General features: G+C 63.1%; 16 protein-coding genes. 9 read left to right on the top strand and 7 right to left on the bottom strand.

The annotated features are described in order from the left end of the window. Positions 1–96: 96 nt before the first annotated feature. Entirely contained in the window at positions 97–654 is a 558-nt protein-coding gene (locus tag ACLCGK_RS19510; protein ID WP_013973676.1) for a nitroreductase family protein, read from the bottom strand. A gap of 102 nt (positions 655–756) precedes the next feature. Between ACLCGK_RS19510 and ACLCGK_RS19505 the strand changes: the two genes are divergently transcribed. After that, a complete protein-coding gene (locus ACLCGK_RS19505; protein ID WP_410952714.1) occupies positions 757–2,211 on the top strand; it encodes a TrkH family potassium uptake protein in 1,455 nt (484 codons plus the stop codon). Here the strand turns inward: ACLCGK_RS19505 and ACLCGK_RS19500 are convergent. After that, positions 2,168–3,229: an AraC family transcriptional regulator gene (locus ACLCGK_RS19500; RefSeq protein WP_410952713.1), complete on the bottom strand. Its 1,062-nt coding sequence runs from the start codon at positions 3,227–3,229 to the stop codon at positions 2,168–2,170. The genes ACLCGK_RS19505 and ACLCGK_RS19500 overlap by 44 nt on opposite strands. Positions 3,230–3,382: 153 nt before the next feature. On the opposite strand from ACLCGK_RS19500, the gene ACLCGK_RS19495 reads away from it, so the two are divergent. Next, on the top strand, positions 3,383–3,694 hold the full coding sequence (locus ACLCGK_RS19495) for a DUF962 domain-containing protein (RefSeq protein WP_015271286.1): 312 nt from the start codon (positions 3,383–3,385) through the stop codon (positions 3,692–3,694). 32 nt (positions 3,695–3,726) lie between these two features. Here the strand turns inward: ACLCGK_RS19495 and ACLCGK_RS19490 are convergent, their stop codons facing one another. After that, positions 3,727–4,539, bottom strand: a complete 813-nt coding sequence (locus ACLCGK_RS19490) for a UDP-2,3-diacylglucosamine diphosphatase (protein ID WP_410952712.1) — start codon at positions 4,537–4,539, stop codon at positions 3,727–3,729. 131 nt (positions 4,540–4,670) lie between these two features. On the opposite strand from ACLCGK_RS19490, the gene ACLCGK_RS19485 reads away from it, so the two are divergent. Together ACLCGK_RS19485 and ACLCGK_RS19480 are read left to right on the top strand one after the other, a co-directional pair. Continuing rightward, entirely contained in the window at positions 4,671–5,438 is a 768-nt protein-coding gene (locus ACLCGK_RS19485; protein WP_410952711.1) for an AraC family transcriptional regulator, read from the top strand. A gap of 166 nt (positions 5,439–5,604) precedes the next feature. Further along, positions 5,605–6,495, top strand: coding sequence for a DMT family transporter (locus ACLCGK_RS19480; protein WP_410952710.1), 891 nt, complete (start codon positions 5,605–5,607; stop codon positions 6,493–6,495). A gap of 1 nt (position 6,496) precedes the next feature. Here the strand turns inward: ACLCGK_RS19480 and ACLCGK_RS19475 are convergent, their stop codons facing one another. After that, positions 6,497–6,778 (bottom strand): SelT/SelW/SelH family protein, encoded by a 282-nt coding sequence (locus ACLCGK_RS19475; RefSeq protein WP_003259082.1) that lies wholly within the window; start codon positions 6,776–6,778, stop codon positions 6,497–6,499. 67 nt (positions 6,779–6,845) lie between these two features. Here ACLCGK_RS19475 and ACLCGK_RS19470 point away from each other — a divergent pair, with 67 nt between their 5' ends. Continuing rightward, positions 6,846–9,032, top strand: a complete 2,187-nt coding sequence (locus tag ACLCGK_RS19470; protein WP_013973684.1) for a patatin-like phospholipase family protein — start codon at positions 6,846–6,848, stop codon at positions 9,030–9,032. Positions 9,033–9,155: 123 nt separating this feature from the next. On the opposite strand, the gene ACLCGK_RS19465 is transcribed toward ACLCGK_RS19470, so the two are convergent. Together ACLCGK_RS19465 and recQ are read right to left on the bottom strand one after the other, a co-directional pair. After that, complete coding sequence (locus ACLCGK_RS19465; RefSeq protein ID WP_013973685.1) at positions 9,156–9,593, bottom strand: MarR family transcriptional regulator; 438 nt, start codon at positions 9,591–9,593, stop codon at positions 9,156–9,158. A gap of 150 nt (positions 9,594–9,743) precedes the next feature. Beyond that, complete coding sequence (recQ, locus tag ACLCGK_RS19460; protein WP_410952709.1) at positions 9,744–11,891, bottom strand: DNA helicase RecQ; 2,148 nt, start codon at positions 11,889–11,891, stop codon at positions 9,744–9,746. Between the two features lie 246 nt (positions 11,892–12,137). Between recQ and ACLCGK_RS19455 the strand changes: the two genes are divergently transcribed. The 3 genes from ACLCGK_RS19455 (at position 12,138) to ACLCGK_RS19445 (ending at position 14,768) form a co-directional block, all read left to right on the top strand. Then, entirely contained in the window at positions 12,138–12,725 is a 588-nt protein-coding gene (locus ACLCGK_RS19455) for a YecA family protein (protein WP_013973687.1), read from the top strand. A 7-nt stretch (positions 12,726–12,732) separates the two neighbouring features. Further along, positions 12,733–13,098 (top strand): YbaN family protein, encoded by a 366-nt coding sequence (locus tag ACLCGK_RS19450; protein ID WP_003259078.1) that lies wholly within the window; start codon positions 12,733–12,735, stop codon positions 13,096–13,098. A 311-nt stretch (positions 13,099–13,409) separates the two neighbouring features. After that, a complete protein-coding gene (locus ACLCGK_RS19445) occupies positions 13,410–14,768 on the top strand; it encodes a TolC family outer membrane protein (RefSeq protein ID WP_397461313.1) in 1,359 nt (452 codons plus the stop codon). Between the two features lie 177 nt (positions 14,769–14,945). Here the strand turns inward: ACLCGK_RS19445 and ACLCGK_RS19440 are convergent, their stop codons facing one another. Then, complete coding sequence (locus ACLCGK_RS19440; RefSeq protein WP_410952708.1) at positions 14,946–15,545, bottom strand: tRNA-uridine aminocarboxypropyltransferase; 600 nt, start codon at positions 15,543–15,545, stop codon at positions 14,946–14,948. 287 nt (positions 15,546–15,832) lie between these two features. Between ACLCGK_RS19440 and ACLCGK_RS19435 the strand changes: the two genes are divergently transcribed. Then, entirely contained in the window at positions 15,833–16,783 is a 951-nt protein-coding gene (locus tag ACLCGK_RS19435) for an IS110 family transposase (RefSeq protein WP_410951390.1), read from the top strand. Positions 16,784–16,907: the final 124 nt, after the last annotated feature.

Here is a 16,907-nt window from a genome sequence, read left to right as displayed (position 1 = left end):
ACAGCACTGCCTTCAAGGCCTGTGTAGTACCTGTGGGAGCGGGCAGGCCCGCGAAGAGGCCGGCTGCCTTGAGACTGCAATCAGCCCAAGGCTGCGTTACTCGCCCCAGGCACTGACGAAATCAGCAGTTTCCAGAATCGGCGCGGTGCGCGGCTCGGTCAGCGGCGTACCCACATACAGGTAACCGATCAGCTCCTCGTTCGCGGCCAGCCCCAGGCCCTTGTGCACATGGGCATCGAAAGCCATGTCCCCGGTGCGCCATACCGCACCGATACCTTGCGCATGCGCCGCAATCAGGATGCCGTGCGCGGCACAGCCCGCCGCCAGCCGCTGCTCGGACTTGGGCACCTTGAAGTGGTCCTGCAGCTTGGCAATCACCACGATCAGCAACGGCGCCCGCAGGGGCATGGCGCGGGCCTTGTCCAGGGCTGCCTGGGTGGCATCCCCCTTGTGCTGCAGCGCTTCGGCGAACAGCTCACCCAGCTTCTCGCGGCCCTGGCCTTCGATGGTGAGAAAGCGCCACGGCCGCAGCTGGCCGTGGTCCGGGGCGCGCAGGGCGGCCTGGAACAGCGCCTCGCGCTGGGCGGCATTGGGCGCCGGGTCGGTCAGGCGTGGCACGGAAACACGGTTGAGCAATGCGTCGAGAGCCTCCATCGGCTACCCTCCTGGCAGGTAAATGTGCGGCCATTCTAGCGTTTACATCACCAGACCCATAGGTAGAATGGCGCCCTTCCGTTTCGAGTCAGAGCAGATCACATGGCGTTGCCGACCTTAAGGATCATTGGTTTCATCATCGGCATCTTCCTGATTACCCTCGCCGTCAGCATGGCCGTGCCCATGGCGACCCTGGTGATCTTCGAACGCACCCGTGACATGCCGTCGTTCCTCTGGTCGAGCCTGATCACCTTCATCGCCGGCCTGGCCCTGGTGCTTCAGGGTCGCCCCGAGCATGTGCACCTGCGCCCGCGCGACATGTACCTGCTGACCGTCAGCAGCTGGCTGGTGGTGTGCGTGTTCGCCGCCCTGCCTTTCCTGTTGACCCAGCACATCAGCTACACCGACGCTTTCTTCGAGAGCATGTCGGGCATCACCGCCACCGGCGCCACCGTACTCAGCGGGCTGGACAACATGTCACCGGGCATCCTGATGTGGCGGTCGATGCTGCACTGGCTCGGCGGCATCGGCTTCATCGGCATGGCGGTAGCGATCCTGCCGCTGCTGCGCATCGGTGGCATGCGCCTGTTCCAGACCGAATCATCCGACCGTTCGGAGAAGGTAATGCCGCGCTCGCACATGGTCGCCAAGTCGATCGTGGGGGTATACGTCGGCTTCTCGATCGTGGGCGCGCTGGGCTTCTGGTGGGCCGGCATGAGCCCGTTCGATGCGATCAACCACGCCATGTCGGCGATTTCCACTGGCGGGTTTTCCACCTCCGACCAGTCGCTGGCCAAGTGGGATATCCCGGCCGTGCACTGGGTCGCGGTGGTGGTGATGATCCTCGGCAGCCTGCCCTTCACCCTTCACGTGGCGACCCTGCGCGGCAACCGCAAGGCACTGATCCGCGACCAGCAGGTGCAGGGTTTGCTGGGCATGCTGGTGGTTACCTGGCTGGTGCTCGGCACCTGGTACTGGGCCACCACCAACCTGCACTGGCTCGACGCCCTGCGCCACGTGGCGCTGAACGTGACCTCGGTGGTCACCACCACCGGCTTCGCCCTGGGTGACTACAGCCTGTGGGGCAACTTCTCGCTGATGCTGTTCTTCTACCTGGGCTTCGTCGGTGGCTGCTCCGGCTCGACGGCTGGTGGTATCAAGATCTTCCGCTTCCAGGTCGCCTACATCCTGCTCAAGGCCAGCCTCAATCAGCTGATCCACCCACGTGCGGTGATCAAGCAGAAGTACAACGGCCACCGCCTCGACGAAGAAATCGTGCGCTCGATCCTGACCTTCTCGTTCTTCTTCGCCATCACCATCTGCGTCATGGCGCTGCTGCTGTCTTTGCTTGGCGTGGACTGGATGACCGCCCTGACCGGCGCTGCGGGTACGGTTTCGGGTGTGGGGCCGGGCCTGGGTGAAGTGATCGGCCCATCGGGCAACTACGCCACGCTGCCGGATGCTGCCAAGTGGATTCTCGCCAGCGGCATGTTGCTCGGCCGATTGGAAATCATCACCGTGCTAGTGTTGTGCATGCCGGCGTTCTGGCGCCACTGACCACCTCGGGCTCGGCGCCCAGGCGGGCGCGGTACTCACTGGGCGTGACATGGAACCAGCGGCGAAACGCACGGTAGAAATTGCTGGGGTCGGCAAAACCCAGCAGGTAGGCGGTTTCCAGCAGGGTCATGCCCGGCTGCGCCAGGTACTGTTCGGCCAGTTCGCGGCGGGTGTCGTCAAGCAGGGTCTGGAAGCTGGTGCCCTCCTCATGCAGCCGCCGCTGCAAGGTGCGCTGCGACAGGTGCAGGGCCTGGGCCAGGGTTTCGCGCTTGGGCTCGCCCTGCGGCAGGATGCGGCACAATACCTGGCGCACCCGGTGGGTGACCCGGCTTTCCGAGAAACGCGCCAGGTATTCGCCGGCAAAACGGTCATGCAGTATCGCCATGGCTTCATTGGCGGTGGGCAGCGGTGCCTCCATGTCGGCGCGCTCGAACACCAACGCATCGTGCGGCGCACCGAACACCAGCGGCGAATGGAACGCCACCTTGTAGGGTTCGATATTCTTTGGCTGCGGCCCTTGCACCAGCACCCGGCGCGGTTGCACCGGCCGACCGCTGAGCCAGCTGCACAGCGCTAGCGCACAGGCCAGCGATGCTTCGGCGCTGTGCCGGGTCGGTGGCAAGTGGTCGCCGTGTACGGTCAGAATCAGCGAATAGCCCTCGGGGCCGAGGACGAAGCTGAGGTCGGAGCTTTCGGCAATGATGCGCTGGTAACGCACCAGGCGCTCGAAGCCTTCGGCCAGGGTGCGGCTGGACATCAACGCATAACCCACCACATGGAACGATGCCGGGCGCACCACCCGCGCCATGTTCAGGCCTATGGCCTCGTTGCCCGACAGCTCTACCGCCAGTTGCCACAGCCGGGTCATGGAGTCCTGGGGGAAGCGCGCGTCGGGGTCGTCGAGGGCAGCGAAATCCAGCCCCAGCTGCTTGAACATGGCCCGGCAGTCCAGCCCTTCCAGTTCGAGTGCCTTCACGATCCCTGATGCCCAGCTGGCTGACGTGGTTCTTTCGCTCATGACAGGCTTCTTATGCTGACCGCTCCTGCGGTGAACCCCAAGGATATTCAATTGGCGCCTATTGTCACTGATAGGCTTCGCCAGTCACTCTAGACTCGAATCAGGCTCCACGCCGTGCATCTTGTCCAGAAGTGTTAATCCCGGAGCACTGTCATGAACCGCACAGCGCAGTTTCGCAGTTTTGCCGAGTTCTACCCTTACTACCTGGGGGAGCACAGCAACCCCACCTGCCGCCGCCTGCACTTCGTCGGCACCAGCCTGGTGATAGCCCTGCTGGCCTACACCATCGGCAGTGGCAAATGGTTGTTGCTGCTGGCCTTGCCCGTGTTCGGCTACGGCTTTGCCTGGGTCGGGCATTTCTTTTTCGAAAAGAACCGGCCTGCAACCTTTACCCATCCGCTGTATAGCCTGATCGGGGATTTCGTGATGTTCAGGGATATCCTGCTGGGCAAGATCAGCCTGTAGATTTTTTGGGGCCGCTTTGCGGCCCTCAAGCCCTACGCCGGTTCGCGCACCGCCGCCGCTGCCTGCGCTTCCCGCGCCTGTGCCTCGGCCAACCGATACAACTCGATCGTGCCATCCCAATGCTCGATCAGCGCCGTGCACGACTCCACCCAATCCCCGCAATTGAGGTACTCCACCTCCCCCACCTGGCGAATCTCGGCATGGTGGATATGCCCACACACCACCCCATGAAAACCGCGACGGGTGCACTCGTGGGCAATGGCATCCTCGAAGTCGCTGATGAAGTTCACCGCGCCTTTGACCTTGTGCTTCAGGTACGCCGACAGCGACCAATAGCCGTATCCATAGCGGGCACGCCAGTGGTTGAGCCAGCGGTTGAGCACCAGGGTGAATTCGTAGGCACGGTCACCGAGGAACGCCAGCCAGCGGTGGTAACGGGTAATCACGTCGAACTGGTCGCCATGGATCACCAGCAGGCGGCGGCCATCGGCGGTCAGGTGCTCGGCCTCGTCCACCAGCTGGATGTTGCCGAGGATCAGCCTGGAGTAACGGCGCAGGAATTCGTCATGGTTGCCGGTGACGTAGATCACCTCGGTGCCCCGCTTGCTCATGGTCAACAGGCGGCGAATCACGTTGGTGTGGGCTTGAGGCCAGTAGATACCACCGCGCAGCTTCCAGCCATCGATGATATCGCCCACCAGGTAGATACGGTCGGCCTGGTAGCCCTTGAGGAACTGCGACAGGTGTTCGGCCTGGCAGTCGCGGGTGCCCAGGTGCACATCGGAAATCCACAGGGTACGCACGCGTTGCTTGCGCGAGGGACGTGACAGTTCGGCATGGGTCATGGGCAGGCTCCGACGCAGTTTGCTGGAGACTGGCAGGCGCGGATGACAGATCGGTGGCAAAACCGTTACGAGTGATGGACCGCGAGGAATGAGGCACAATGCGCCTCTGCCCTGCGAGGACGCCTCTCCCCATGACCGCCGGCCCGATCCTCTCGCTGCGCCATTACCGCGACAGCCTGATCGCCCACAGCCACGAACACCCGCAACTGGTGTTCGGCCTGCGCGGTCGCCTGGACTTCGAGGTGCAGGGGCATGGCGCAGGGATCGATCGACAGGGGTTGATCGTGGTACCGGCGGGCGCCCATCACACCTGCGCCAGCGATGGCGGCAGCGATTGCCTGGTGCTGGATGTACCAGGGGACCATTGGTTGCGCGAGCAACTGGGCGAACATGCAGATGCCAGCCGCCGCCTGCTCGACCGCCCCGCCGCCCTGGGCCTGGATGAGCGCCAGCAACAGTTGGTGGACTGGCTGGCGACCAGCCCCATGCACGACCCGCTGATTGCCCGACAAGGGGCAGCGCTGCTGCTGGCCAGCCTCAACCCCACGGCGGCCGCCAGCGTCACAGCCAGCCAGCGTCTGCCCTATGCCGCCTTCGATGCACATATCGAGCGGCATGCCGCCTACCCGCTGCAAGTGGCTGACCTGGCGCGCATCGCCGGGTTGTCCAGCGCCCGCCTGCATGCGCGCTTTACTGCGGAATGCGGGATGACGCCGATGGACTACATTCGCCAGCGGCGCTTGCTCAAAGCGCGACGGCTGGTGATGCAGACCTTGCTACCGATGGGGGAGATTGCGGCGCAGGTGGGGTACAGCTCGCAAAGTGCGTTTTCGGCGGCGATGTTGCGGGCGTTCGGGTGTACGCCGTTGGCTTTGCGGCGAGAGTCTGGCGACAATTGACGCCAGTCTTGCGACAGACCGCCTTTGCCTGTGCCTATACACTTTGCCTGTGCCGGCGCTTTCGCGGGTGCTGCACAGGCTTCAAAAGCGGTGCAGTACCCGTGGGAGCGGGCATGCCCGCGAAGAGGCCGGCACAGCCAGTAGAGATCTTGAGCAAGGACCACCCATGAACCACCGCACCGCCCTCGGCGCCCTGCACATCGGCGCGCTGTTCTTCGGCCTCACCGGCGTCTTCGGCAAACTGGCCGCCAGCGCCAGCCCGGCGATCATCGTCTTCGGCCGCGCCGCCTTCGCCGTGCTCGCCCTGGCCCTGTTCGCCAGCCTGGCCGGCCCGGGCTGGCAACGCCTGAGCGGCCAGGACGCCCGCCGCCTGCTGCTCGGTGGCGTGCTGCTGGCCGGCCACTGGGTCAGCTTCTTCATCGCGGTAAAGGTTGCCGGTGTGGCCATCGCCACCCTCGGCTTCGCCAGCTTCCCGGCCTTTACCGTGATCCTCGAGGGCCTGCTGTTCCGCGAACGCATCCGCCGCAATGAGGCTTTGCTGGTACTGCTGGTCAGCATCGGCCTGGTACTGGTCACGCCGGCATTCGACCTGGCGAGTGAAGCCACCGGTGGCCTGCTCTGGTCATTGCTGTCGGGGCTGCTGTTCTCCCTGCTGTCACTCACCAACCGCGCCGGCTCCGGCCGCCTGCCTGCAGTGCAGGCGGCGCTGTGGCAGAACCTGGTGGTGGGCCTGTGCCTGCTGCCGTTCGCGGCGCCGGACCTGGCCGGCGTAGCCACCATGGACTGGCTGTGGATCGCCCTGCTCGGCATCTTCTGCACCGGCGTGGCGCACAGCCTGTTCGTCGCCAGCCTGTCGGTGATCAAGGCGCGCACCGCCGCCGTGGTGTTCGGCATGGAACCGGTCTACGGCATCGCCGTGGCCTGGGTGGTGTTCGCCGAAACCCCCACCCTGCGCATGCTGCTGGGCGGTGCACTGATCATCTTCGCCATCGTGCTTTCCAGCCGCCTGGCCGCCGAACAACCGCCCAGGCAGCGGCCACTGGCCGAAAGCGCCTGATTCAGCGGTCGTTGTGACCCAGGTCACGCTGCGGGTCGATCTGGTCGCGCACCCGCTGCTTCAGCACCTTGGCTTCGGGGAAGCCACCGTCGGCTTTGCGCTCCCAGATCTGCACGCCATTGCAGGTAATGCGGAAGATACCGCCGGTGCCAGGCTCCAGGGCCACTCGACCGAGGTCGTCGGCAAAGGTGCTGAGCAGTTCCTGGGCCAGCCAGGCGGCCCTCAGCAGCCATTGGCACTGGGTGCAATACGTGATGACAATTTCCGGTTTGCTGTCAGCCATGGTGAGGCATCTCCAGATGAGGGGCCGCTTATACTAGCGGTCTTTAGCCCACGGTTTGAGACTCACGATGCGCCGTTTGCTGTTCTGTTTCCTGCTCACCCTCTCCTCCTTCACAGCATTCGCCGCCGAACCGGCCAGGCCCAAGGTTGGCCTGGTGCTGTCAGGGGGCGCGGCCCGCGGCCTGGCCCATATCGGTGTGCTCAAGGCCCTGGAGGAACAGGGGGTACGCATCGACGCTATCGCAGGCACCAGCATGGGGGCGGTGATAGGCGGCCTGTATGCCTCTGGCTACAGCGTCGAAGAGCTGGAAAAGCTTGCCACCACCCTCGACTGGCAACAGGCGCTGTCCGATGCCCCGCCGCGCAAGGACGTACCGTTCCGGCGCAAGCAGGATGACCGCGACTTTCTGGTCAAACAGAAGCTTAGCTTTCGCGACGACGGCAGCCTGGGCCTGCCGCTGGGGGTGATCCAGGGCCAGAACCTGGCGCTGCTGTTGGAAAGCAAGCTGGCGCACACCGCCGACACCCGTGACTTCGACAAGCTGCCAATCCCCTTCCGCGCCGTGGCCACCGACATTGCCAGTGGCGAAAAGGTGGTGTTCCGCCGTGGCCACCTGCCCCAGGTGATCCGCGCCAGCATGTCGATCCCGGCGGTGTTCGCCCCGGTCGAGCTGGACGGCCGGCTGCTGGTGGACGGCGGCATGGTCGACAACATCCCGGTGGACGTCGCCCGCGAAATGGGTGTGGACCTGGCCATCGTGGTCGACATCGGCACGCCGCTGCGTGACCGCAAGCAGCTGGCCACGGTGGTCGACGTGCTCAACCAGTCGATCACCCTGATGACCCGGCGCAACTCGGAAGAACAACTGGCCAGCCTGCACCGTGACGACATTCTCATCCAGCCACCGCTGACCGCCTTTGGCGTCACCGACTTTGGCCGCGCCAGGGAAATGATCGAGGCCGGCTACCGCGCCACCCGCCTGCTCGACCCGCGCCTTGTCGCCCTGCGCCAGCCCGAAGGTGACAGCAGCCTGGCCGTGGCCCGCTCGCCACGCCAGCGCACGCCAACGATAACCGCGATCAGGATCGAGAACGACTCCAAGGTCAGCGACGAGGTCATCCGCTCGTACATCCGCCAGCCGATCGGTGCGCCGCTGGAGCTAGGCCGCCTGCAGACCGACATGGGCACGCTGTACGGCCTGGACTACTTCGACCGGGTGCAGTACCGCGTGGTGCACAAGGGCGACGACAACACCTTGGTGATCAACGCCCGGGGCCGACGCGGTGGCACCGACTACCTGCGCCTGGGCCTGAACCTGTCGGACGACCTGCGCGGCGACAGCGCCTTCAATCTGGGCGCCAGCTACCGGGTAAACGGCATCAACAGCCTCGGCGCCGAATGGCTGACCCGTGGCCAGATCGGCGACCAGCAGGAGTTGTACAGCGAGTTCTACCAGCCGCTGGACGTGGGCTCGCGCTACTTCATCGCACCGTACCTGGACTTCAGCTCGCAGAACATCGAAGCCACCCTGGACAACGACCCGGTGGCCGAGTACCGCCTGGAGCGTTACGGTTTTGGCCTTAACGTGGGGCGGCAGATCGGTACCAACGGTGAAGTGCGCCTGGGCGTGGGCAAGGCCTGGGGAGAGGCCGAGGTGCGCATCGGCGACCAGGACCTGCCCAAGGTCAGTTTCAACGAAGGTTTCTACGAGCTGAAGTACTCGTTCGACACCCTGGACAACGTGTACTTCCCGCACAGCGGCGAGGACATCGGCCTGACCTTGCGCAAGTACGACCAGTCTCTGGATTCCGACCAGGATTACCGTCAGTGGATGTTCAACCTGGACAAGGCCATCAGCAGCGGGCCGAACACCTTCGTGCTGGGCGGGCGCTACGGGCGCACGCTGGATGATACCGAGGTGGTGACGTCGAGCTTCGTGCTGGGTGGCGCGCGGGAGCTGTCAGGCTTCCGCCAGGACTCGGTGTCGGGGCAGAACGTGAGCCTGATGCGCATGGTCTACTACCGCCGCCTGACACCACGGGCCTACGTACCGCTGGACTTCCCGCTGTACATCGGCGGGTCGCTGGAGCGAGGGCGGGCGTGGAACAACGACAACGAGTTCGACAGTGGGTACATCAATGCGGCGAGCATCTTCCTGGGGCTGGAGACGCCGCTGGGGCCCTTGAACTTCACTTATGGTGCCAACAGTGCGCATGAGCAGGCGGTGTACCTGAACCTTGGGCATACCTTCTAGGTGCCGGACACATTGTGGGAGCGGCTTTAGCCGCGAACACCGGCGAAGCCGGTGCCATACACCGCGTTGCATTCTTCGCGGGTAAACCCGCTCCCACAGGCCGCAAAGCGGCCCCAACCCCCCTCAGGATTTCTCCAGGTTGGCCAGGATCTTGGCATGCACCCGCATGCACACCTGCAGCTCCGCCTCATCCACCCCGGTGAACAGCTCTACCCGCAGTTGATTGGCAATGGTCTCGATCTGGTCGATCAGCGGCTTGGCCGGCGGGCACAGCACAATTTTCTTCGCCCGTCGGTCCTCCAGCACCGCCTGCCGGCGTACCAGCCCCTGCGCTTCCAGGCTATCGAGCAGGCGTGCCAGGGTCGGGCCTTCGACGCCCACGCTCTGGGCCAGCTCACGCTGGGTCGGGGCCTCTTCGAAACGGGCCAGGTGCAGCAACACCAGCCAGCGCGCCTGTGAAAGGTTGAGCCCGGCCAGGCGGCGGTCCAGCTCGGCACGCCAACCCCGGGACATCTGGGCCAGCTGCATGCCGAAGCGGTGTTGGTTGTCGGTCAGGGGCATAAGCAACTCATTGAATAGATCTAATTATTAGGCAGCTAACCATGGCCCGCCCCACGAGGCAAGGCTCGGGCACCCTGGAATGTTCGATAATCGTCAAAAAACATGACAAAGGTCAGCAGACGGCAGTTCTGCCTTCGATCCTGTCACCACTTACAACTCGAACTCGGCCGCCAGCGCAGCCCGCACGCAGTACAGCACGCCCTCCGGCACCCGTCCCCCGAACAGCGGCGCAATCGCAGACACCGGTGGCAGCTCGCCCTCGCCATCGAGGAAGGCATCCTGCACTTCCATCAACAGGTCTTCCGGCAGGTCCAGGGCCTGTTCCAGGCTCAGTTCCTGGCGGCCCAGCGCCTCGGCCAGCAGGCTGTAGACGTTCTTCTCGCTGCAGTTGAGCTGGCCGGCGATCTGCGCCGGGGTCATGCCGGCGCGTGCCAGGCTGACCAGTTCGTGGCGCAGGTCGAGCACTACTTTCGGTGCTTCGTCAGTGCCACCGCTATTGTTCAGCACCTCGAGGAAGGCCTGGCCATAACGCTCCAGCTTGCGCGCGCCCACGCCGCTGACCTGGGCCATGTCGCTGAGGCTGACCGGCTGGCTACGCAGCATCTCCAGCAGCGTCGAGTCGGGGAAGATGACATAGGGCGGCACGCTGTGCTCCTCGGCCAGCTTGCGCCGCAGGGTACGCAGTGCTTCCCACAGGTCGCGCTCTTCGGCACGCACCAGCTGGCTGGCCGGGCTGCCGCCACTGGACGACGACGTCCTGGCGGTGGTCTGCGGCTTGAGGTCACGGCGCAGCTGCAAGGTCACCTCGCCCCGCAGCAGCGGCCGGCAGCTGTCGGACAGGCGCAGGCCACCGTAGCCTTCCAGGTCGATGTCGACCAGGCCGCGCGCCACCAGCTGACGGAACAGCGAACGCCACTCGACCTCGGCCAGCCCCTTGCCGACGCCAAAAACCGAGAGTTTTTCGTGGCCGAAATTGCGCACCTTTTCGGTGTCCTTGCCCAGCAGCACGTCGACCAGGTGCCCGACGCCGTAGCGCTGGCCGGTGCGGAACACCGCCGACAGCGCTTGGCGGGCAGGCTCGGTGGCATCCCAGGTCTGCACCTGGTCGACACAGTTGTCACAGTGCCCGCACGGTTGCTCGAGGGTTTCGTCGAAATAGGCCAGCAGTGACTGGCGGCGGCAGCGGGTTTCTTCGCACAGGGCCAGCATGGCATCGAGCTTGTGCTGCTCGATGCGCTTGTGGCGCTCGTCCCCTTCGGAGTTCTGCAGCATCTGCTTGAGCATGACCATGTCCTGCAGCCCGTAGGCCATCCAGGCATCGGACGGCAGCCCGTCACGGCCGGCACGGCCGGTCTCCTGGTAGTACGCCTCGAGCGACTTGGGCAGGTCAAGGTGGGCAACAAAACGCACGTTCGGCTTGTCGATGCCCATGCCGAAGGCAATGGTGGCGACCATGATCAGCCCTTCCTCGTTGAGGAAACGGTGCTGGTTGGCCGCGCGCGTCTCGGCTGCCAGGCCGGCATGATACGGCAGCGCCGGGAAGCCCTGGTCACAGAGGAAGGCAGCGGTTTCGTCGACCTTCTTGCGTGACAGGCAATAAACGATACCGGCGTTGCCGCGGCGCTCGCCGAGGAAGGCCATCAGCTGCTTGCGCGGCGCCTCCTTGGGCACGATGCGGTAGAAGATGTTGGGCCGGTCGAAACTGGACAGGAAGCGTTCGGCGCCTTGCAGGTGCAGGCGCTGGACGATCTCTTCACGGGTGCGCATGTCGGCGGTGGCGGTCAGCGCGATGCGCGGCACATGCGGGAACAGCTCGGCCAACTGGCCCAGTTGCAGGTATTCGGGGCGGAAATCGTGGCCCCATTGCGACACGCAGTGGGCCTCGTCGATGGCGAACAGCGAGATATCCAGATCACGCAGGAAGTCGAGCATGCGCGGCTGCACCAGGCGTTCCGGCGCCAGGTACAGCATCTTCACTTCGCCACGGCGCAGGCGCCCGGCCAGGTCACGCTGCTGCTCCGGGGTCAGCGTGGAGTTCAGCGCGGCGGCCGGCACACCCAGTTCGTCGAGCGTGGCGACCTGGTCGTCCATCAGCGCGATCAGTGGCGAGACCACCACCGTCAGGCCCGGGCGCAGCAGCCCCGGCACCTGGAAACACAACGACTTGCCGCCGCCGGTGGGCATCAGCACCAGGGCATCGCCGCCATTGGCCACGCAGTCGATGATCGCTGCCTGGCGCCCGCGGAAACTGTCGTAGCCAAAGATGTCCTTGAGAACGCGCTGAGCCTGTTCGAGCATGTGCAACTCCACAAATCGCCGTACCATCCCGGATACAGGCTGGACGAAAAACCCGCCCCGCACACGCCAAATGCGTAAGCGGTTTTTGCCAGGCGGCCGGCAAACCCTGCCCCTGGATGAAAAATCGCGGAGTATACCGCAGCACCGCCCCGCGCAGGGCACCACGGCGATAGACGTTCCCTTTACCCCGCTGCCGTCGCAAGGTGCTAGAATTCGTTATCGTTTATTCCCCAAGGTAGCCCTGTAATGTCCTTCGCCGAGCAACTGACCCGCCTGCAAGCCTTCCTCGACGCCGACGAGCTGCACGAAGAAGCGCTGGACTATGTCGCCGCCCACGGCTACCTCACCGCCCTGTCGATCAATGCCGAGGAAGTGCCCGAGCGCGAATGGATCGACGCCCTGTTCGCCGAAGAGCCGCACTACGCCAGCGACGCTCAACGCACCGAGATCGAGGCCACCCTGGTGGCGCTGAAAGCGCACATCGCCCGCCAGCTGGCCAGCGACGACGAATTCGAGCTGCCGTGCGACCTCGACCTGACCGAAGAGCCAGACGATTCCGACCTGCGCGGCTGGTGCATCGGCTTCATGGAAGGCGTATTCCTGCGTGAAGAGGCCTGGTTCGAGAACGCCGAGGAAGAAGTCAGCGAGATGCTGCTGCCAATCATGGTCGGCTCGGGCCTGTTCGACGAGCAGCCGGAGTTCGCCGACATCGCCAGCAACGCCAACCTGCAGGACGACATGATCGTACAGATCCCCGAAGCACTGACGGCGCTGTTCCTGCTGCTGCATGCCCCTGACGAAAAGCCGGCACTGCTCAAGCCACGTCACCACTAAGTCGCCTGTGCGCTACCTGCTGCTGGCCACCGGCTGGCTCAGCGTCGCGTTGGGGGTGTTGGGGATATTCCTGCCGGTATTGCCCACCACCCCGTTCCTGCTATTGGCGGCCGCCTGCTTTGCCCGCAGCTCGCCGCGCTTTCACCACTGGCTGGTCCATCACCCCAAGCTCGGGCCATGGATCCGTGACTACCTCAGTGGTGAAGGCATCCCCCTCAAGGGCAAGGTCTACGCCATCGGCCTGATGTGGGCCAGCATCGGTCTGTCGTGCTATCTGGTCCCCCTGTTCTGGGCACGTATCTTCATGTTGTCCAGTGCCGTCCTGGTAAGCCTGTATATCCTCAGCCAGAAAACCCTGCACAAGCCAAAGTGACAATATTTTGTCGCCAAATATCACTTTCGCCTAATTCGTGCTTCCCTTAGCCGAAATGATTCTGGAACTCGGTTAAAGCCCTGTATTCATTGGCCTTAATGGAGTTTCTCGCCGCCATTTCCAGTGTTCATCTGCGAGCCTGTTAGATAATTTATTTAGGTTATGGCAATTTTTTATGAATAAATCTTCTTGTCTATCGCGTTGAATGTACTTAGCTGTGTTATTAAAAACCTGCAACACTATATGAAATAACTTTATCGTCATTTTTTTGGCGATTAGCAGGATCAATTCCAAGATCAGGGAGATGTACCATGCGCGTTTTGAACCCCATCACCAGTGCATTATTGTTGGCCCTGGCGAGTGCCAACGTACAGGCGATGTCGATCACAGAGGCTGTCCAGAGCGCCGTGGACTACCACCCGCAGGTCAGCTCCAACCGCAACAGCAAGCTGTCTGCCGATGAAGATGTGAAGTTTGCGCGTGGTGGGTACTACCCTTCCGTGGATCTGGTTGCCGGCTATGGCCGCCAGCGATCTGACAACACCACGACTCGTGCCGAGGGCAACCACAACAAGGAAACCCTCAACTACACCCAGTCCGAGCTGCGCCTGCGGCAGATGATTTTCGACGGCTTCAACACCTCGAATGAAGTGGGCCGCACCGAAGCGGTCTCCACCTCCCGCGCCTACTACACCCAGGCCGTTGCCCAGGATGTCGCCCTGCGTGCAGTCGAGGTGTACCTGGAAGTGCTCAAGCGCCGTGAACTGGTGACTCTGGCCAAGAACAACCTGCAAGCCCACCTGCGCGTCAACGACCAGATCGGCCTGCGCAACGAGCGCGGCGTCGGCAGCACCGCCGACCTTGACCAGTCCCGCGCACGTCGCGCCCTGGCGGAAAACAATCTGGACACCGCCGAAGTCGACCTGGCCGATGCCGAGGCCAACTTCTTCAGCGTCGTCGGCCGCATGCCGGACGAGCTGGAAAGCCCGCAGTCCATCAAGGGCGAGGTGCCTGGCACCCTCGATGAAGCCCGCGACGGCATGCGTCAGAACAACCCGTACATCAAGTCTGCGCAGGCTGACGTCAATGCTGCCGAGCAGCAATACGAAGTGGCCAAGTCGACCTTCTACCCACGCTTCGACGCCATTCTGGCTACCGGTGCCAACAACAACACCGGTGGCGAGAAAGGCCACAACAACAACGACTGGCAAGCCGGCGTGGAGATGAACTACAACCTGTTCCGCGGCGGCAGCGACAAGGCTCGCCTGCAGTCCGACGCGCACAAGATCAACCAGGCCCTGGACATCCGCAACAACGCCCTGCGTGAGCTGACCGAAAACCTGAGCCTGGCGTGGAACGCCATGAACAACGCCAGCAAGCAGCTGCCGACTGCGCGTGAATACGCCGAGACCACCAAGCGCGTGCGTGCCGCCTACCAGGACCAGTTCGGCCTGGGCCAACGTACCCTGCTCGACGTGCTCGACAGTGAAAACGAGCTGTACAACGCCGACCGCCGCTACACCGAGGTGCGTTATACCGAGGAGTTCTCGCGCTACCGCGTGCTGGCGACCATGGGCGAGCTGTTGACCAAGCAACGTATTTCGCTGCCACCGGAAGCGCTGGCTACCACCGAAGTACGCACCGAGGCACGTTTGCCTGATATGCGTTGATCGGGTTCGAGATAGCCGGGGCCGCTTTGCGGCCCATCGCCGGCAAGCCAGCTCCCACAGGTACAACACAAGCTTCACCCTTTGTGTTCCAGCTGTAGAAACACAAACTTCAGCCCTGCCGCTGCACCTGTGGGAACTGGCTTGCCGGCGATAGGGCCTTCACTGCCACCTCACTCCTCACCCCTCACCATGGTTACGCTGGAACGTCTCCAAACCCATGGCCCTGATCTGCCCCTCGATCAACGCCTCGAACGGTGCCAGCAGCGCATCGAAACAGGCAGGCTGCTCCAACGCGTTCAGCGCTCCCACCACCGCCTCGATAGTCGATAACGCCCCCGCCTCCGGCGCCTTGCGCAAGCGGTAGCGTGAAGGCGCGACAGCCCCCAGGGTGACTCGCGGCAACGCCTCCAGCAATGGGTTCAGGTACAGCAGCTTGCGTGCCTTGCGCCAGGTGCCGTCGGGCACGATCAACAACAAGGGTTGGTCGTCCGTCTCGCCATAGGCCACCAACTCCTGGGCGTCGTCGCCCGGGAACAGCAGGGCCGGCCGGTAACCGGGAGTCGCCAGCAATTCGTTCAAGTCCTCGAACACCTCGCCTACCCGCAACTCGGCGTTGTTCAGGCCAAGAGCGGCCAGGCGGGCGGTATTCAGGGCATGGGCGGTTTCACTGGGGTGCTGCAGCAGGATGACGCGGGTACGGCTGTCGAGCGCGGGGATCAATGAGCAGAGGCAATGGTCGAGCGGGCGCTGGCAGCGCTCGCAGCGGGGTCTGGGCATGGGGTTCTCCTTGGCGGGAACAGTTTGCCACAGAACCGGGGCCCGCTTTGCGGGCCTTTCGCCGGCAAGCCAGCTTGTGTCTTCAAGGTCTCTTAAACTCGAAAGGGTGAGAGCAGTGGATGGCAGACTGAAAGCCAGATGTGCTCTAAAGCACGAGTGGGAGCCTAGTCGCCATCCACCTCTCACTCTGACCTAAGCCCGAACAGTTGAATGAGTGGCGAACTCGTAGTCACAAGCTAGGGCTAAGTCAGAGTGCTCTCACTTCTTGAGTGTAAGAGGGCTTGGCGATGATTTCCTACTTCGTTGGTCTCGACGTTTCGAAAGCGACTCTGGATGTGGGCTTTCTTCCTGAAAGTATTCCCCAGTTCCAGGTCAGGAATGACCCAGAGGGCTTTGCGCAACTGATCGCATGCCTGAACGAGCTTGAGGTCGAACGGGTCTTGCTGGAAGCCACTGGTGGCTATGAACGAGCCGTATTCAAAGCCTTGCGACTGGAGGGTTTGAACGTCATCAGGGTCAACCCCAAGCGCTGTCGGGACTATGCGAGTGCCATGGGCAAAATTGCCAAGACTGACAAGATCGACGCCCAGATGCTGGCGCGGTTTGCCAGGGATTTCGAGGACTTGCCGCAGATAGAGCCTAATCAAGATCGGGATGAACTGGGAGAGCTCATCAAACTCCGTGGCAATCTTGTCCAGCATCGGGATGATGACAAGCGTCGGATGAAACAAACCACTTCAGTTACGGCCATTACCGTTTATACCGAGCATGTCGCTTACCTGAATGATCAGATTAAGGCTTTGGACAAGGCGATTGAGCGCGCCTCGAACGTGCTGGATCGCACGACAGCCATGCGGCTAAGGTCTGTGAAAGGGATTGGCGTCATCAGTTGTGGCACCTTCATGGCCTACCTACCTGAGCTGGGACGCGTGACGGGGCGCGAAATTGCAGCCTTGGCTGGGTTAGCGCCGTACAACAAAGACAGCGGCAAGAAGAGTGGCCCGAGGAAGATCGAAGGCGGGCGTTACAGAGTCCGCAAGGCGGCCTACATGTCGATCTGGTCAATGATCCAGCATGTCCCAGAAGTTAGAACCCGCTATGAAGACCTGATAGCCCGAGGCAAGTGCGCAAAAGTTGCCGCAGTGGCGTGCATGCGCGTGTTGCTGGTGCGCCTGAACGCAATGCTGCGTGACGGAACGGAGTGGAAAGAGCTCAAGCCTCAGGTACCCGCAACCTGATCACGAACGAGGATCGATTTTCTACAAATGCGGGCTTCGCCAACGACACCGCTACGCGGTATCGAGCGAAGCCCTGCCCGAATGGCACGCTTGAAAATAAATTTCTAAAGACAGTTGCTCCCAC

It is taken from the genome of Pseudomonas sp. S1(2024), from assembly GCF_046557535.1.
This window is presented reverse-complemented; position numbering and strand designations above follow the sequence as displayed.

Coding starts and splice junctions, on each gene's coding strand:
- ACLCGK_RS19510 (WP_013973676.1), bottom strand. CDS start 654: ATGGAGGCTCTCGACGCATTGCTCAACCGTGTTTCCGTGCCACGCCTG.
- ACLCGK_RS19505 (WP_410952714.1), top strand. CDS start 757: ATGGCGTTGCCGACCTTAAGGATCATTGGTTTCATCATCGGCATCTTC.
- ACLCGK_RS19500 (WP_410952713.1), bottom strand. CDS start 3,229: ATGAGCGAAAGAACCACGTCAGCCAGCTGGGCATCAGGGATCGTGAAG.
- ACLCGK_RS19495 (WP_015271286.1), top strand. CDS start 3,383: ATGAACCGCACAGCGCAGTTTCGCAGTTTTGCCGAGTTCTACCCTTAC.
- ACLCGK_RS19490 (WP_410952712.1), bottom strand. CDS start 4,539: ATGACCCATGCCGAACTGTCACGTCCCTCGCGCAAGCAACGCGTGCGT.
- ACLCGK_RS19485 (WP_410952711.1), top strand. CDS start 4,671: ATGACCGCCGGCCCGATCCTCTCGCTGCGCCATTACCGCGACAGCCTG.
- ACLCGK_RS19480 (WP_410952710.1), top strand. CDS start 5,605: ATGAACCACCGCACCGCCCTCGGCGCCCTGCACATCGGCGCGCTGTTC.
- ACLCGK_RS19475 (WP_003259082.1), bottom strand. CDS start 6,778: ATGGCTGACAGCAAACCGGAAATTGTCATCACGTATTGCACCCAGTGC.
- ACLCGK_RS19470 (WP_013973684.1), top strand. CDS start 6,846: ATGCGCCGTTTGCTGTTCTGTTTCCTGCTCACCCTCTCCTCCTTCACA.
- ACLCGK_RS19465 (WP_013973685.1), bottom strand. CDS start 9,593: ATGCCCCTGACCGACAACCAACACCGCTTCGGCATGCAGCTGGCCCAG.
- recQ (WP_410952709.1), bottom strand. CDS start 11,891: ATGCTCGAACAGGCTCAGCGCGTTCTCAAGGACATCTTTGGCTACGAC.
- ACLCGK_RS19455 (WP_013973687.1), top strand. CDS start 12,138: ATGTCCTTCGCCGAGCAACTGACCCGCCTGCAAGCCTTCCTCGACGCC.
- ACLCGK_RS19445 (WP_397461313.1), top strand. CDS start 13,410: ATGCGCGTTTTGAACCCCATCACCAGTGCATTATTGTTGGCCCTGGCG.
- ACLCGK_RS19440 (WP_410952708.1), bottom strand. CDS start 15,545: ATGCCCAGACCCCGCTGCGAGCGCTGCCAGCGCCCGCTCGACCATTGC.
- ACLCGK_RS19435 (WP_410951390.1), top strand. CDS start 15,833: ATGATTTCCTACTTCGTTGGTCTCGACGTTTCGAAAGCGACTCTGGAT.